Genomic DNA, 16,879 nt, shown 5'->3' on the forward strand with positions numbered 1-16,879 from the left:
TCTGTAATGACATATAGTTTGGGAGGGGGAAAAGAAGTGGCTGCAGATCATTCGTTACGATTTTCATTAAAAGAATCTGTTTGGTTCCAAAAGGGACAGGAAGTCGATGAACTTTTGTCAATTTCGTTAGATCCAGACGTTGAGATAGAAGAGCTTGATCATGAAGTAATCGTGAGAGGGCAATTAGATTTAACGGGAGAGTATGTTGCAAGGCAAGATGATTCGGCGTATTCACTAAGAGAACTATCGCCAGCAAAGTCAATTGATTATGTAGAAACAAGGGAAGATGGGGTTAATGAACTTGTTCATTCCTTTCCGCTTGAAATATCAATTCCGAGAAATCGCGTGAAAGTAATTGAAGAACTATATGTATCAATTGAGGAATTTGATTATGAATTAAAGGAAAATGGTTGCTTACAATTATTAGCGGATATATCTATTACTGGTTTATGTGATGAAGAGAGAAGCGAGGATGAAGAAGAAACGGTGTATGCTGATTTAGAAGAAGATTCAGCGCAAGAGGATGAGAATAGACCGGCGCCCCATGTAGAAGAACCAACATACAAGGAATCAGATGAGTGGGAAGATTACGCATTTGAACCGTTCCAATTAGAGGAAAGAAAAGAGCAGGAATTAGAAGAAGAGAAAATAGAAGAACATGAATTTGTGGAACGTGAAGAGGAGCAAGAAACAACGCCGCAATTTGAATTGTTCGGACGAAAAGATTTCAAGAAAGAAAAAGCGAAAAAGCAGGAAGAACAAGAAGAAGAGTACTCACAGCGAGATGAAAATGCGCTTTATTTAACAAAACTATTTACGAAAGAACCGGAAGAGGAATTTACAAAGTTAAGAATGTATTTCGTACAAGAAGGGGATACAATTGAATCTATTGCAGACCGTTATGAAACATCGGTACAAAATTTGTACCGTGTCAATCAAACAGAAGATATATTTTTAAATACGGGGCAAATTATTTATATTCCCGTTTCAAGAGTAAAGGCGAAATAAAGAAGTGAGTGTTTTCACTCACTTCTTTTCTTAGAAGTTATGTTTTGAATAGAAAGGGTTATTCGTATGGATATTGAATTGCGAAATCACTATGAACCTATCGTGAGGCAATATAGATTGGATACGCAGCATATGGAAGAGCACGGAAATGTAATGAAAATTTATACGAATCAAGGTCCATATGCACTTAAGAAAATAGAAGGCAGAAAGTTAGAGCGGAATAACTTTCTGCATCATATTCAATATTTGAAGGAGAAAGGTTTTTCAAATTATGTACCTATATACCATGCGACGGATGGAAATTATATTTTAAGTGACGGGACGTATAATTATTATTTAATGCCTTGGTTAGAACGTGCAGAAGGAAATGGTGAGGACAATGATCAATACCATAAAATGTTTCAGACACTCGGAACGTTGCATCAAAAAACTGTGAAGGAAGAAACGTATACGGAAGAAGATTTAGAAAAACATTATACAACTATATCCAATCGCTGGGAAAATGATGGTGAGATGTTAGAAGAGTTTCTCGTAGAATCTGAATCAAAATGGTATATGTCCCCGCTTGAATTGCAATATTGTACGTACTATCATCATGTAATGAGAGCGCGTGAATTTGCAACGAAGCAATTAAATGAGTGGAACGATGCGATGAAAGAAAAAGATAAAACGCGTATTACTTTTGTACATGGTAACGTGTCACTTAATCATTTTTTATTTGACTATGAGCGGAATGGCTATTTTATTAGTTTGGAAAAATCGAAGTTTGCAACGCCTGTGCAAGATATAGTAGGTTTTTATTCACGGTCTTTAAACACATATCCGATCGCAAGAAGTGATCGGTTTGAATGGTTTCAAATGTATCAAAAAAATTTTCCGTTTACGAAAGAAGAGCAACTTCTCATGTTTGCTTATATGACGTACCCATCACAATTTATTCGACAAATCGGTTCGTATAGAAAAAGAAAAGATAATCGCAACGAGGAAAATGAATTGCTGGAAGTAAAGAGTTTGCAACAATCGCATTGGCTCGTTAGCAATATAGAATATTTCCTATCACAATTACAAGCTGCCCAGCAAGGGAACGGGTAAAGTAAAACTTTAATCAGCGGGGCTCCCGCCTAACTTCTTTGCTTCAGCTGAATTTTGATGTAGGGATCTTACTGCCCGCAAATAGCGAGATAAAGAAGATAAGTAGAGAATGCTACTTATCTTTTTTGTGCGCCTGAAAATTCATAGACTTAAATTTATCTTGACGAATAAGGTTTCGTTTTTTACACTATTGTATATAATAATTAACAATCATATAAATGCCTTGAAGGGGAAGAGTATAACATGAAACGTCTTCAGAGAGGAGAATCATTAGCTGGGAGATTCTCTAGATAGTTATGTTAGAAGGTAGCCCTGGAGCATCTTTTCTGAACGGAATAGTTCTTATTAGGAAAAGACGGATTTGTCCGTTATCAAATTAAGAGTATAAGCAAATTATGAATTTGTTTGTAAATAAAGGTGGTACCGCGATGTCCCTCGTCCTTTTTGGATGAGGGACATTTTTTATTTTAAGGAGGGAAAATAATGTCAAACACGGAAAAGAATTTACCAACTAAATATGATCATATGTCCGTTGAAGAAGGCCTTTATCAATGGTGGCTTGAAGGCAAATATTTTGAAGCAACAGGAGACGAGAAGAAACAACCGTATACAATTGTAATTCCACCTCCGAACGTAACTGGTAAGTTACACTTAGGTCATGCTTGGGATACAACTCTTCAAGATATTTTAACTCGTACGAAGCGTATGCAAGGATACGATGTACTATGGCTTCCAGGAATGGACCATGCTGGTATCGCAACACAAGCGAAAGTAGAAGGAAAACTTCGTGAAGAAGGTATTTCACGTTACGATCTTGGCCGTGAAAAATTCCTTGAAAAAGCTTGGGAGTGGAAAGAAGAGTACGCTTCTCACATTCGTCAACAATGGGGGAAAGTTGGTTTAGGACTAGACTATTCTCGTGAACGCTTCACATTAGACAAAGGTTTATCAGATGCGGTTAATAAAGTATTCGTTCAATTATACGAAAAAGGCTTAATTTACCGTGGTGAATATATCATCAACTGGGATCCAGCAACACGCACAGCTCTTTCTGATATTGAAGTAATTCATAAAGAAGTTCAAGGTGCATTCTACCATATGAACTATCCGTTAACAGATGGTTCTGGCCACATTCGTCTTGCGACAACTCGTCCAGAAACGATGCTTGGTGATACAGCAGTAGCAGTTCATCCAGAAGACGATCGTTACAAACATTTAATCGGAAAAACAGTTACACTTCCAATTGTAGGCCGTGAGATTCCGATTATTGCTGATGAGTACGTAGAAAAAGACTTCGGAACAGGTGTTGTAAAAATTACACCAGCTCATGACCCGAATGATTTTGAAGTAGGTAACCGTCATGACTTACCACGCATCTTAGTAATGAATGAAGATGGATCGATGAACGAAAAAGCTGGTAAGTATAACGGTATGGATCGTTTCGAATGCCGTAAAGCATTAGTGAAAGACTTACAAGAGGCTGGCGTATTAGTAGAAATCGAGCCTCATATGCATTCAGTAGGTCATAGTGAGCGTAGCGGTGCAGTAGTTGAGCCTTACTTATCAACACAATGGTTCGTAAAAATGGCTCCACTTGCAGAAAAAGCAGTAGCACTTCAACAAAAAGAAGAAGAAAAAGTAACGTTCGTACCAGAGCGTTTTGAAAACACATACTTACGCTGGATGGAAAACATTCATGACTGGTGTATTTCTCGTCAATTATGGTGGGGACACCGTATTCCAGCTTGGTATCATAAAGAAACTGGTGAGGTATACGTAGGTACAGAAGCACCAGCAGATATTGAAAACTGGAATCAAGATAATGACGTACTGGATACATGGTTCAGTTCAGCGCTATGGCCGTTCTCAACACTTGGTTGGCCGGATGAAGATTCAGCAGACTTTAAGCGCTACTATTCAACAGATGCATTAGTAACTGGTTATGACATCATCTTCTTCTGGGTATCTCGTATGATTTTCCAAGGTTTAGAGTTTACAGGCGAGCGTCCATTTAAAGATGTATTAATTCACGGTTTAGTTCGTGATGAGCAAGGTCGTAAGATGAGTAAATCTCTTGGTAACGGTATTGACCCAATGGATGTTATCGAGAAGTACGGTGCAGATGCAATGCGCTATTTCTTATCAACAGGAAGTGCACCAGGTCAAGATTTACGCTTCAGCATGGAGAAAGTAGAATCTACTTGGAACTTCATTAATAAAATTTGGAATGCATCACGCTTCGTATTAATGAACATGGATGATATGAAGTATGAAGAAATCGATTTAACTGGTGAAAAATCAGTTGCAGATAAGTGGATCTTAACTCGCTTAAACGAAACAATCGAAAGTGTAACACGTAACATGGATAAATATGAGTTCGGTGAAGCTGGACGTTCATTATACAACTTCATTTGGGACGATTTCTGTGACTGGTACATTGAAATGGCGAAGCTTCCACTATACGGTGAAGATGAAGCAGCTAAGAAAACAACTCGTTCTATTTTAGCTTACGTATTAGACCAAACAATGCGTCTATTACATCCATTCATGCCATTCGTAACAGAAAAAAATTGGCAACATTTACCACATGAAGGCGAATCTATTACAGTAGCTGCGTGGCCAACAGTTCGCGAGGATTTACAAGATACGGAAGCTGCGGCAGAAATGCACCTTCTAGTTGATATCATTCGCTCTGTTCGTAACATCCGTGCAGAAGTAAATACGCCAATGAGCAAAAAAGTTCAAATGCAAATTAAAGCAAAAGATGAGGCTGTACTTGCTCAACTTACGAAAAACAGCTCTTACATTGAGCGTTTCTGTAATCCAAGCGAATTAACAATTCAAACGGATTTACAAGCGCCAGAAAAAGCAATGACTGCAATCGTATCAGGTGCAGAGTTATTCTTACCATTAGCTGATCTTATCAATCTTGATGAAGAGAGAGCTCGTCTTGAGAAAGAACTTGAGAAGTTCGATAAAGAAGTAGAACGTGTACAGAAGAAACTTTCTAACCAAGGTTTCGTAGCGAAAGCTCCTGCGGCAGTTATTGAAGGAGAGCGTGCGAAAGAGCAAGATTACCTAGAAAAACGCGAAGCAGTTCGTCAACGTCTAGTAGATCTTGAAAAGTAAAAATGTTTTTAGAGACTCACTATATTGGTGAGTCTCTTTTCTTTGCGTATAATAGAACTATGAAAGTTGTCTTTTGAAAGGGGAAAAGCATACGTGATACATACATACGAAGAAGCGATAGGGTGGATTCATAGCCGATTGAAATTTGGAATTAAGCCAGGATTAGAAAGAATGAGATGGATGCTAGAAGAACTCGGAAATCCAGAGCGTCATATAAAATGTGTTCATCTTGCTGGTACAAATGGAAAAGGTTCAACGTTAACATATATGCGCTACATGTTAGAAGGCGCGAAATATAAGGTAGGAACGTTCACCTCTCCTTATATCGAAACATTTAATGAACGCATTAGTGTGAATGGGACACCAATTGCAGATGAAGAGATTACTGAACTTGTAAAGATGGTAAAACAAGTCGTGGAAAAACTAGATGAGACGGATTTAGGGGAAGCGACGGAGTTTGAAATTATTACTGTTATGGCAATTTGTTATTTCGGTAAAGTCAATTTCTGTGATGTTGTTTTATTTGAAACAGGGCTTGGTGGACGTTTTGATTCTACTAATGTTATACACCCTGTTCTCACGATTATTACGAATATCGGTCACGATCATATGCATATTTTAGGGAATACACTAGGAGAAATTGCATATGAAAAGGCGGGGATTATTAAATCTGGTGTGCCGGTAATTACTGGTGTGCAGGACGAAGAAGCTTTGGAAGTCATTCAAAATGTTGCAAAGGAAAACCATGCAAACCTATACGAACTTGACAAGCATTTTACAGCGTTACATAAGCAGTCTAAAGAAGATGGGGAAGAGTTTGATTTTACTTGTCCTTTTGCCGCATTTGAAGATTTGCAAATCTCAATGAAAGGCATTCATCAAGTAGGAAATGCAGCGCTAGCACTTATGGCAGTCATGTATGTAAAAACATATCTATCATTTTTAATTGAGGAAGAGGAAATAAGAACGGGATTACGGGAAGCGTATTGGATTGGGCGCTTTGAAAAGCTGCAAAGTAACCCGGATATTATTATAGATGGTGCCCATAATCCAGAAGGTATTGAAAGCCTTGTGAAAACAGTAGAAGCGCATTACAAAGATAAAAATGTAATAGTTTTATTTACTGCCCTTGGTGATAAACAATTGCATAACATGGTAGGCCAATTAGAAACCATTGCAGATGAAATTATTTTTACAACATTCGCCTTTGATCGTGCTATCTCTGCTGATAAACTTGCATCATATTCACAAAAAGAATCAAAATTAGTTTTTGAAAATTGGAAAGAGGCAATTGATACAAAAGTTGAAATGATAGGAGAAAATGATGTTTTCATCATAACAGGTTCTCTTTATTTCATTTCTGAAGTTCGAAAATATATTCGCGAGAAAAACTAGATAGTCTTTGCTATCTAGTTTTTTGTTCTACAAATGAAGTCAAAAGCATACATATAAGATAAATATATAGGGTTATTTGGCGAATTTCTCTGACAAATATCTCGTTTTTTTGTGAAAGGAATATGATATGATGCGGACAACGATAAGAGGTGAGGTGTGAGTGTATGGACAAGCAATCACGAACGATCTCAGTGAAAGTGAATGGAACAGAAGCGAAGTATGAGGAAAAGAAGAAAGATGAATTTGAATGGATGGTAGTAGAAGGTGAACGACCGAGAAATGTTGTTCCGTTTCAAAAAGCGAAATCGATGTCTGTGGAAAAATACCGAAAGAAGTGGAGTAATACATTAATTGCAATCGTTGCAACCGCAATTATTATCGGTACGGCGTTTGGAATGGGGATGCTTCATTTACTCACCGGACAAGGAACGACAGGAGGAAGTGAAGTAACAGCTTCCAAGCCGACTGGGAATGGAGAATCAAAGGTGGGTGGAACGGCAGGACAAACATCAGAACCAAAAGAAGAAAAACAAAAAGCACAGGCAGGAGTGTCATTGGATCCGATGAAATTATTTTTTGTTCAAGGGGGGCTTTATTCTTCTGAAGAAAAGGGACGAGCAGCTCTTGAAGAATGGAAAGGCAATGGGGGCATTGGAGCTTTGAGACCGAGCGGGGATAAGTATGCAATAGTTGTTGGTATTGCTAGCGATGAACAGGCTATAAATCAATTAATGACTCAGTATAAAAATGATGGTGTCTCCGTTTTAAAAAAGAACTGGGATATAACAGATAAAGCGTTGCTGAAAGATGATAAAGAAGTAGGAACATTTTTAACAAAAGTGCAGCCATTATACACTCATTTAGCAAAATATGCTTCTAGTGTACAAGTTGGTGGAAAAAGCAGCGCAAAAGATATAGAAGCGATTGAAAAAGAATGGAAAGCGATTGAAAAAGAGGGGAAAAGTATGAAGCAAGAAGAAGCAAAGAAACTGTATATGTATACGTCGGTAGCTGTACAAACAGTAAAAGATGGGAAAATGGATAAGGAATCTTTGGTGAAATTAAATCAAGTTATTATTGATGGCCTACTTTCGTATGAAAAAATTGTTTCGTAGAAAGTGAAATGATAGGATAATAAAATGAGTAAGAAAGAAGTACATGTACTTCTTTCTTTTCTTTTGAATTTAGAGCAAAGTGCTTTCTCTATGACAGGAATATAATCGTATGCAATAAAGAATTGTTATTTTAGTTAGAGAAATTAATATTTCTTTCATTTGTGGACAAACTATTCCTTTGATACGATTGATATAAATTGTTCTGCTTCATGTGAGAAAGGAAGGAGAAAATATGAAAAAAATAATTTTAGCTTCAGGATCACCTCGGAGGAAGGAATTGCTTGAGTTAGCTAGCATACCATTTGAAATCGTTGTAAGTGAAGTAGAGGAAACAATTGGTGCATATTCATCGCCTTCTGATATTGTAATGTCGCTTGCCTTGCAAAAAGCATCAGCGGTGGCAGAAAATAATAGTGATCACATTGTGTTAGGTGCAGATACAATTGTTACATATGAGTCGCGTATTCTTGGTAAGCCTTCTAATGAGGATGAGGCGAAAGAGATGTTACAATTACTATCAGGGAAAACACATGAAGTGTATACAGGTGTTGCGATTATATCAAAAGAAAAAACGGTTACTTTTTATGAGCGTACAGAAGTTACGTTTTGGGAGCTAACAGAAGAGGAAATTGATACATACGTCACGTCGAAAGAACCTCTTGATAAAGCCGGTAGTTATGGGATTCAAGGTAAAGGATCTATTTTCGTTCAAAATATTCAAGGGGACTACTATAGTGTAGTTGGCTTACCAATTGCACGTCTCGTTAGGGAATTAAAACAATTTGATATTGATGTAACCCATGCGTAAAATTGCATGGGGTTTTCTTTGAGAGAACAAATAAAGGAGTGGAGAGATGAACGGTATTCGTGATGTTGTAAGAGAAGAACAGCCACGGGAGCGTTTATTGTTAGAAGGTGCCGGAAGTTTATCAAATCGAGAGCTTCTCGCAGTATTACTCAGAACAGGTTCTAAAGAAGAAACAGTGTTAAAGTTATCAGATAAAATTTTACACCAATTTGATGGCTTACGTATGTTGAAAGATGCAACATTAGAAGAGCTAATTAGTATACATGGTATTGGGATTTCAAAGGCATCGCAACTTATGGCAGCCTTTGAACTAGGCAGAAGAATGGTGCGTTTAGAATATCAAAATAGATATAGTATTCGAAGTCCAGAAGATTGTGCGAAATACATGATGGAAGAAATGCGTTTTTTACAACAAGAGCATTTTGTTTGTGTAAATGTAACATAAACACTAATAAAATTCTATATCTAATACTTCTGTTACTCCATCTTTTTTATCAATTTTGATACTCTCTATAAACATGCTCATAAATTGTTTCTTTTCGTCAGGAGATAGATGAGACCAATTCTTTTTGATATTATTCACTTTTTCTTTTATCACAGCTACATCTATCTCTTGATGGTTATTCACCTCTAAAGTTTGTAACTTTTCTTTGGCAGAATTCAATAGTATTTTTGTTTCATTCATCCGTTCTGTAAATTCATCGTCTGTCATTAAGTCGTTTGACCAAGCCTTTTGGTATTTTTCTCTTTGTTTTTCCACTTTTTTTATTTGTTTTTTTAGTATTTCTAATTCGTTATTTTCATTATTTATTTTAGGTACTTGTTCAAACTGTAAATTTGAAATGTAATTCATTAATGCAGATTCTATCTTTCTTTCACTAGTAGCAAAAGGTTTAGTTGTAAGTTTATTCAGTGCACACGACTGGCATCGATATTGATTACACTCCACATGTTGCTCATCTTTTTTTCTGTAATATCTGGATCGTTCACTACTTAAACGATTCCCACAATTAGGACATATTAATTTCATTTGATATATATAAATTGAATGTGTTTGTCTCTTTTTAATGTTTTGTCTGCTAGATAATATCTTTTGTAATTGTATAAACCGCTCCTTAGTAAGGATTCCTTCATGTGCACCTTCAATTATTTCGTTAGACCACTTTATAGCTCCGTACAGGGCGTTATTAGAAAGAATATCTAATATGGTACGTATATGCCATTTGTAGCCCCTTATAGGCTTAACGTAGCTGTCTAGATGGATGGCGAGTTGTCTGATGGAGTAACCTTCTTCAATTTTTCTTACCATATCTAAAACCACTTTACTTTCAATCTCATTTATTACAAGTTTGTTATGTTTATTTTTATCGAATCCAAAAGGAGCTTTTGCTGAATATTCTCCTTGTCTAGCTTTTTCTAATTGACCCATTCTTACACGTTCACCTAAATTTTCTCGTTCCCATTGAGCAAGTGCAGCAACAATTGTAATGAACATTCTTCCCATTGCTGTAGAAGTATCATAAACCTCTGTTGCAGATTTAAAAGCACAGTTATATTTATCAAATGCATCAAGTAACTTGTACAGATCCATAACAGAACGAGTTAAACGATCTAAACGATAAACGAGAACAGTAGTGATTAAGCCTTGCTGAATGTGATTTAATAAAATATTTAATTGTGGTCGATTCGTATCCTTTGCTGATACACCTTCATCCACATAAAACTTAAAATTATCCCAGTCTTGTGCTACACAATATGCTTTTAATTTTTCGCGTTGAGCTGAGATAGAAAAACCATCTCGTGCTTGTTCCTCTGTACTTACTCTTATATAAATCCCAACAGTCACTATTATCTCTCCTTTTAAAAAAATAGGACAGCTGTACGGGCTGTCCATTAAATTCCTAGCGCTAAGGATTTAATCACCTTTTGTATTAGTCTAATGAAACTAAGTACATTACTACTTTACCGTGTATTTTTATATTAGCGGCATCTTCGTAAGATACTGTGTAATCAAAGAAACAATTATCATAAGAGTCTGGTCGGAATATTAACCGTTTATTTTCCTTGTCATTAAAGAAACGCTTTACACAATAATCACACCCATTACTAAAAACAACCATGTCATTATCATAAAGTTCTTCTAATGTCACTTCTTTTACGGCAATTAAAGAAGAGTGAGGTATGACTTTATTCATTGAATCACCATTAACACGAGTCATAAAAATATCTTCTCTACCTGCCCATTTCCCCATTAATGAATCAGGAATACGTATAGTTTCCAAATCCATTTCTGTCATTCCGTCAACTTGTATAGGTAAACCAGCTGAAATTGAAGTTGGGAAATAAGTGTAATCAGATTCATTTACTAAAGAAATAATTTGATTATTAGCTTTATACACCTCATTTGTAGGTGGAAACAAATCATTAATGGATATATCTAATGCTTGTGCAATTGCGAAGAGCACATCTTGCTCAGGTTCATTTGTACCATTTTCATAAGATGAAATTGTATTATGTTTTTTTCCTATTTGTAAACCCAATTCTTTTTGTGTCATTTTCTTTAGTTTCCTAAAGTTTTTAATTTGTTGACCAACATATTTAGAAACATCTTGTTTCATGAAGTTTCACCTTCTTTCTTACTTTATTATATCATATTTCATGAAGTTTTAAACTAAAAATTTCATATAACAAGAAAATAAATAATAAATTTCATAAAATATGAAAACGATTGTTGAATTATGTCAGAACTTCTTGTAATATGAAGTTATCGAAAGTGAGGTGGATTATTTTGCAAGAAAAACTAGTATCATTGCGTATGTATAACAGGTTAACGCAGCAAGATATGGCTGATTTAATAGGAACTGATAAAAGAACATATGTTAATAAAGAGCATGGAGTTACCCAATTTAAAGCCAATGAAATGTTCTTGATCGCTCAAAAACTTGGAAAAGGTATTGAAGAAATTTTTTTACCAACTAACTTCATGAAACATGAAGTTTTGGAGATGGATGGTGCTGTTAATGGAACGAACTGTATTGGATAATCCACCAAGTGAAGAAACAAAGTTAAGAATGGTGGAATTCTTCATGAAAACATCTATCCCTCGTATTTTAGAAGAAGAACGTAAAGAAAAATTATATAAGGAAGGTGACCAATCATGAACGGAGTATTATCCGCAAGTAAATTAATGAAAGCATCAGATGTTGTAAAAAGATGTGCAGAAATGAGAAATAGTCCAGCGTTATTACTCATTACTGAATTAGAAGCAAAGTGTCAGTTAAGGGAAATGAACCGTAAGGTTTCAGATCGAAGGGAGGTGAGTTAATTGAAGGAAGTAACATTAGTTTTTAAATCAGGAGTTAAAACAAGTTTTACAGTAGAGCAATTTAAAACATTTAAAAATAGTTTTGGATTTTTATCAGGAATTGAATATGAAGGTGCTACTGGAAAGGTACCATTGCACATTGGTGTGAGTAATATCGATGCAATATTTGTGGAAGACATTATTGAAGAGGAATCTAAGGAGCCAGATCAACCAATTGAAGATTTCTATGGTTGTGAAATTAAACAAGATGATAAGTATTTTATGTTTGGCCAGGATGCCGTACTTGAAGGAAATCTAACAAATTACTTAATTGCGGAACAAAGTGTTGAATGCTTTCGAGCTGTATAAAAGGAGAAACCGCCAGTTGGGGCTGACGGCCTAATAAAAACACATGTTGAGGTCATTATAGCATGAAATGAATGCATGTAAAGGAGTGAACGATCATAATTGAAAATCCAATGATTATAGGAAATCCAAATGATTCAGCGATAACGAATGTTATGGGGCATTGTGCGAGTTGCAATAAGGAAATCTACTGCGGTGAAGAGTACTTGGATTTTGAAGGTGATTGTATACACAATTCAACAGAATGCGTTAAGGAATACGTTGTTGTACATTCTACCCAAAAGATAGCAGGTGAATGAAATGAACTTACAACAAAAGATTGAAAGTGAGATATCCATTTTAAGGCGTCTAATTGATCGATACAAACTTTGTGATGATTCGGAATCCATTTGTATGGTGATTGCCTATGAATATGGATTGCAGATGTTGATAGAAGTATATGAAATGAGTAAACAAAAAGAGGTGCTGCCGTTTTGAATGGTGGAATTGAAGAACTAGAAAAGTCATTAAGTGTGGAACAACGAAGGTTAAGTGAACACAAAAGAGAGTTAGAAAGGTTAATAGAAAAGAAACCGATTGTGGAACAAAATATTTGGAACACAGAAAGTAAAATTTTTGATTTGGAAGCTTCTATTTTTGTTTTGAAAAGCATGGCGAAGGAGTGAATCAATTGGAAATCACAAACGGTGCTGCCATTACTAAAAGTAAAAAAGCAAAAATCATTATCTATTCAAAGCCAGGTAACGGTAAAACAACGGTTGCTGGATTGTTACCAGGCAAAACATTAGTCTTGGATATTGATGGGACAAGCCAAGTTTTAGAAGGATATGAAAATGTAGATGTAGCTAAAATTGATGGTGAAAATCCACATGATAGCATCCTACAATTTTATGCATTAGCAAAAGTAAATATCGCTAAATACGATAACATCTTTGTTGATAATTTAACGCATTACCAAAAGTTATGGCTACTCAAAAAAGGTGAAAATACGAAAAGTGGTATGCCGGAATTAAAGGATTACGCTTTACTAGATAATCATCTTCTAAAGGTAGTAGAAACGTTTAACTCATTAGATGCAAATGTTATTTTTACAGCTTGGGAAACAACAAGAAATATCATTCATGATGATGGGCAGCAATATACACAATTCATTCCAGATATTCGGGATAAAATCGTCAATCATATTATGGGAATTGTTCATGTGGTTGGTCAATTGGTTAAAAAGACAGATGGTACAAGAGGATTTGTTTTAGAAGGTAATCAAAGTGTTTTTGCTAAGAACCATCTTGATGTGCGGAAAGGCTGTATACAAGAAGAATTAATCATGTCATCCGCAAACTAATAAACAGGGGGAAATAAATAATGAGTTTCTTTAAATTTGATGAAACAAACGTAAATACAGGTTTTGAATTAGTTGCTGAAGGTAAATATGAAGCGGTAATTGTAAATGCGGAAGCTGGCAAAACACAAGCTGGTAAAGAGAAATTATCAATAGATTTTGAAATTCGAAGTGATGTAACACAACATCATCAAGGAGCAAAAGTGCTGTATAACATGTTTACGTTCGAACATGAGGTTTCGGTTAGAATCGTCAATTCTTTATTAAAAGCATGTGGTTTTGGAAATCATCATGCTTTCGCATCTGCTGAAGATATGGGGAAACAACTTCTCAATAAGAATCTACAAATCACAGTAAAACATGAAGAGTACGATAAGATTGTGGATGGTCAAAAACAAAAACGTACGGTAGCCAAGGCAAAATATTATGATGTGTCAGACGTAAATCCGATAATAAGTGGTCCAGCAGTAACAGTCGGTGATGATATGTTACCGTTTTAAATAACTACATAGAGAGGTTGGTTTGTACCGACTTCTCTTTTTTATATCTTAAAAGGCTAACCGGAGGTTGTAATGAAAAAGAATCCATACAATTTTAATGAGATACCAACAGAGCTGAAAAACTTACCGCAGTGGGTGCTTTGGCGCAAAGAAGAGAGAAATGGAAAACCGACGAAGATACCGTATCAAGCCAACGGCGAAATGGCGCAAGCAAATAATAGGCGTACATGGTCGACATTTGCAACAGCGGTCAAGTTTTATTTAGAAGGCGATTATGACGGAATAGGGTTCGTGTTCAGCAGGCAGGATAACTATATAGGAATAGACATTGATAAGTGTGTTGTGGCCGGAAAAACAAATACTTTTGCAACAGAAATTATCGATACATTAGACAGTTATACAGAGTTTTCACCATCAGGAAAAGGTATCCACATCATTATCAAAGGGAACCTTCCACAATTTGTTTTAGGTACTGGAAGGAAGAATACCAAGCATGGTTTAGAAATTTACTCATACGGACGATTCTTCACATTCACTGGAAATCGAGAAAATTCTAATGATGTGTATGATCGTACGGATGAATTAGCAGAAGTGTTTGAACAGTATTTCGATGATAGTGACATACAAGGTCGCGTGAATTTAGCAGAATTTGAAAAAGATGAAATCAAAATTTCAAATGATGCTTTATGGGAGAAAATGTTCCGTAGTAAAAATGGCGATGAAATTCGCTCATTATACAATGGAAGCCTAATTAATAAAGATCATTCGGCAAGTGACCTTTCTCTATGTAACCATTTAGCATTTTGGACAGGGAAATCAGCAACACGAATGGATTCCATGTTTCGTGAGACGAGCTTAATACGTGATAAATGGGACGTTATCCATTTCAGAGATACAAACGAAACATATGGGGAAAGAACGATAGCAACGGCTATTTCATCTACTTCTTCCACAATTCTAGATTATAAGCAACCATTCGATGAATTTTCATTTGATTTTATAAGTGAAGATGTAGCTGAAGTTGTGGAAGACAAACCAAAAAGGAAATTTAAACTAACGGAACTTGGAAATGCGGAACGTATTGCTTATGAATACGGCCATGTAATTAAATTCGTTCATGATATCGGTTGGTATATATGGGATGGAAAACGATGGAGAGTGGATACGAAGAAAGAAATTGAAAGAATTACAGCAAAAGTTCTCCGTAGTCTTTCTAAATCAGAAGATGAATCGGAAATAAAATGGGCACGTATGTGTGAGCGTAGAAATGTAAGAATGAATAGTATCAAAGATCTTATGCCATTGGTCCCAGGAGCGCGTGAAGATTTTGATAGCCATAAATATTTATTCAATGTTGCAAATGGAATGGTAGACTTACAGACGGGGCAGCTTCGTCCGCATGATCGGGAGGTATATCTATCGAAAATCACCAATGTTACATTTGATGAGCAAGCGAAATGTCCAGAGTGGATGAAGTTTTTAGAACAAATTTTTCAGGGGAATCAAGAGTTGATGGAATATATGCAACGATTGATTGGCTATTCTCTTACTGGAGAAATTGCCGAGCAAATCATGGTCTTCTTAATCGGTGGAGGTTCTAACGGAAAATCAACTTTTATCAATATCATTAAGGACCTTATGGGTGATTATGGAAGACAAGCGAAGTCCGATACTTTTATCAAGAAGAAAGAAACAGGAGCGAATAATGATATTGCTAGGTTGGCTGGGGCCCGGTTTGTATCCGCCATCGAAAGTGAAGATGGGGAGCAACTCTCAGAGACCTTTGTCAAGCAAATAACAGGTGGTGAGCCTATATTAGCAAGGTTCTTACGGCAAGAGTTTTTTGAGTTCATACCCGAATTTAAAGTGTTTTTTACAACAAATCATAAGCCGGTCATAAAAGGTGTAGATGAAGGAATTTGGAGACGTATTCGTTTGATTCCATTCAATCTACAGTTACCAAAAGAAAAACGAGATAAGAAATTGCCAGAGAAACTTAGCTTGGAAATGCCGGGTATTCTGAACTGGGCGATTGAAGGTTGTCTGAAGTGGCAGCAGTCAGGTTTAAATGATCCGGCGATTGTTAGGAAAGCCACAGGTGATTACAAAGAAGAAATGGATATACTTGGTCCATTTATGTTTGAGTGTTGTTTTAAAAGAGATGACGTTCAAATGGAAGCAAAACAATTATATGAAACGTATGCGAATTGGTGTTTTAGAAATGGTGAGCATCAATTAAAAAATAGGGCATTTTATCGGATTTTGGAAACGCAGGGTTTTAAAAGAGAGCGTGGCAACAGAAATAAGTATTACATCAAAGGTGTTACTTTAGTAGACCAAAATAATACTGATAAGCAATCAAAGTTACTGGAAAACGAAGAAAATAGTGAGAATGTTACTAAAAGTAACACATTTAAAATCTCGTAAAAAACCTTATGTATCAAGGGATAAAGGTGTTTTTTATACTCTTTTTGTTATTTTTGTTACTAAGTACAACCATAAACAAAAAAAATATATATATATTCTTTATTAGGAGCGCTAAAGGTCTCATGCGGTAACATTGGTAACAAAATTCTCGAATCCCTTGGGGCTGTAAGGATCGTGTTGATTTCAAAAAGTAACACATCGCTTATTTTAGGTGTTTTTCAGTAACAATTTTAAATAATTTTTGATAACAAGAATGGATGAATAAAATGTTTGAAAAATTTATTGAGGAAAATATTGAACGAGATAGTAAGAGTTTTGAGCTATTAGAAAACTTATATAAGCGTTATTTAATATATTGCAAAGCTCATAATTTGAAACCTATTGGTAGGAATGGAT

The 16,879-nt window shown here is 35.8% G+C and carries 17 protein-coding genes, 1 pseudogene and 1 other annotated feature; of the genes and pseudogenes, 16 read left to right on the forward strand and 2 right to left on the reverse strand.

Features of this window, described 5'->3' with window-relative positions; genetic code table 11:
- Nucleotides 1-36: 36 nt before the first annotated feature.
- The 7 genes and pseudogenes from spoVID to MHI28_RS24685 form a co-directional block, all read left to right on the forward strand.
- The gene (spoVID, locus tag MHI28_RS24655) at nt 37-1,008 is read left to right on the forward strand and encodes a stage VI sporulation protein D (protein WP_000718528.1); all 972 of its coding nucleotides are present in this window, start codon (nt 37-39) and stop codon (nt 1,006-1,008) included.
- Between the two features lie 66 nt (nt 1,009-1,074).
- A complete protein-coding gene (ysxE, locus tag MHI28_RS24660) occupies nt 1,075-2,100 on the forward strand; it encodes a spore coat protein YsxE (RefSeq protein WP_000350652.1) in 1,026 nt (341 codons plus the stop codon).
- A 214-nt stretch (nt 2,101-2,314) separates the two neighbouring features.
- Nucleotides 2,315-2,546, forward strand: a binding site (T-box leader).
- Nucleotides 2,547-2,583: 37 nt separating this feature from the next.
- Nucleotides 2,584-5,229 carry a valine--tRNA ligase gene (locus MHI28_RS24665; RefSeq protein WP_340828320.1) on the forward strand — a complete coding sequence of 882 codons (2,646 nt, stop codon included), beginning with the start codon at nt 2,584-2,586 and terminating at the stop codon, nt 5,227-5,229.
- A gap of 93 nt (nt 5,230-5,322) precedes the next feature.
- Entirely contained in the window at nt 5,323-6,624 is a 1,302-nt protein-coding gene (locus MHI28_RS24670; protein ID WP_000582079.1) for a bifunctional folylpolyglutamate synthase/dihydrofolate synthase, read from the forward strand.
- Between the two features lie 164 nt (nt 6,625-6,788).
- Nucleotides 6,789-7,739, forward strand: coding sequence for a hypothetical protein (locus MHI28_RS24675; protein WP_000360997.1), 951 nt, complete (start codon nt 6,789-6,791; stop codon nt 7,737-7,739).
- 232 nt (nt 7,740-7,971) lie between these two features.
- Nucleotides 7,972-8,547, forward strand: coding sequence for a Maf family protein (locus tag MHI28_RS24680; protein WP_000720491.1), 576 nt, complete (start codon nt 7,972-7,974; stop codon nt 8,545-8,547).
- A 46-nt stretch (nt 8,548-8,593) separates the two neighbouring features.
- Nucleotides 8,594-8,980: pseudogene (locus MHI28_RS24685) on the forward strand (UPF0758 domain-containing protein); the annotation flags it as partial.
- 15 nt (nt 8,981-8,995) lie between these two features.
- On the opposite strand, the gene MHI28_RS24690 reads toward MHI28_RS24685, so the two are convergent.
- Together MHI28_RS24690 and MHI28_RS24695 are read right to left on the reverse strand one after the other, a co-directional pair.
- On the reverse strand, nt 8,996-10,393 hold the full coding sequence (locus tag MHI28_RS24690; protein WP_098856362.1) for a recombinase family protein: 1,398 nt from the start codon (nt 10,391-10,393) through the stop codon (nt 8,996-8,998).
- A gap of 85 nt (nt 10,394-10,478) precedes the next feature.
- Complete coding sequence (locus MHI28_RS24695; RefSeq protein WP_000806798.1) at nt 10,479-11,165, reverse strand: helix-turn-helix domain-containing protein; 687 nt, start codon at nt 11,163-11,165, stop codon at nt 10,479-10,481.
- Nucleotides 11,166-11,335: 170 nt separating this feature from the next.
- Between MHI28_RS24695 and MHI28_RS24700 the strand changes: the two genes are divergently transcribed.
- The 9 genes from MHI28_RS24700 (at nt 11,336) to MHI28_RS24745 (ending at nt 16,483) form a co-directional block, all read left to right on the forward strand.
- Nucleotides 11,336-11,590, forward strand: a complete 255-nt coding sequence (locus MHI28_RS24700; protein WP_001156583.1) for a helix-turn-helix transcriptional regulator — start codon at nt 11,336-11,338, stop codon at nt 11,588-11,590.
- On the forward strand, nt 11,568-11,708 hold the full coding sequence (locus MHI28_RS24705; protein WP_006921263.1) for a hypothetical protein: 141 nt from the start codon (nt 11,568-11,570) through the stop codon (nt 11,706-11,708). The genes MHI28_RS24700 and MHI28_RS24705 overlap by 23 nt, the downstream gene beginning before the upstream one ends.
- The gene (locus tag MHI28_RS24710) at nt 11,705-11,872 is read left to right on the forward strand and encodes a hypothetical protein (protein ID WP_164727816.1); all 168 of its coding nucleotides are present in this window, start codon (nt 11,705-11,707) and stop codon (nt 11,870-11,872) included. Before MHI28_RS24705 ends, MHI28_RS24710 begins: the two co-directional genes overlap by 4 nt.
- Entirely contained in the window at nt 11,873-12,220 is a 348-nt protein-coding gene (locus MHI28_RS24715; RefSeq protein ID WP_340828321.1) for a YqaI family protein, read from the forward strand.
- A 297-nt stretch (nt 12,221-12,517) separates the two neighbouring features.
- A complete protein-coding gene (locus tag MHI28_RS24725) occupies nt 12,518-12,694 on the forward strand; it encodes a hypothetical protein (RefSeq protein ID WP_167332609.1) in 177 nt (58 codons plus the stop codon).
- A complete protein-coding gene (locus MHI28_RS24730; RefSeq protein ID WP_023521063.1) occupies nt 12,691-12,882 on the forward strand; it encodes a hypothetical protein in 192 nt (63 codons plus the stop codon). The genes MHI28_RS24725 and MHI28_RS24730 overlap by 4 nt, the downstream gene beginning before the upstream one ends.
- 5 nt (nt 12,883-12,887) lie before the next feature.
- Nucleotides 12,888-13,559, forward strand: coding sequence for an AAA family ATPase (locus MHI28_RS24735; RefSeq protein ID WP_340828009.1), 672 nt, complete (start codon nt 12,888-12,890; stop codon nt 13,557-13,559).
- 20 nt (nt 13,560-13,579) lie between these two features.
- Nucleotides 13,580-14,056 (forward strand): DUF669 domain-containing protein, encoded by a 477-nt coding sequence (locus MHI28_RS24740; RefSeq protein WP_340828100.1) that lies wholly within the window; start codon nt 13,580-13,582, stop codon nt 14,054-14,056.
- Nucleotides 14,057-14,128: 72 nt separating this feature from the next.
- A complete protein-coding gene (locus MHI28_RS24745) occupies nt 14,129-16,483 on the forward strand; it encodes a phage/plasmid primase, P4 family (protein ID WP_340828322.1) in 2,355 nt (784 codons plus the stop codon).
- Nucleotides 16,484-16,879: the final 396 nt, after the last annotated feature.

Origin of the sequence: Bacillus sp. FSL K6-0268 (genome assembly GCF_038005425.1) — a bacterium.
In the GTDB taxonomy this organism is placed as follows: domain Bacteria; phylum Bacillota; class Bacilli; order Bacillales; family Bacillaceae_G; genus Bacillus_A; species Bacillus_A thuringiensis_S.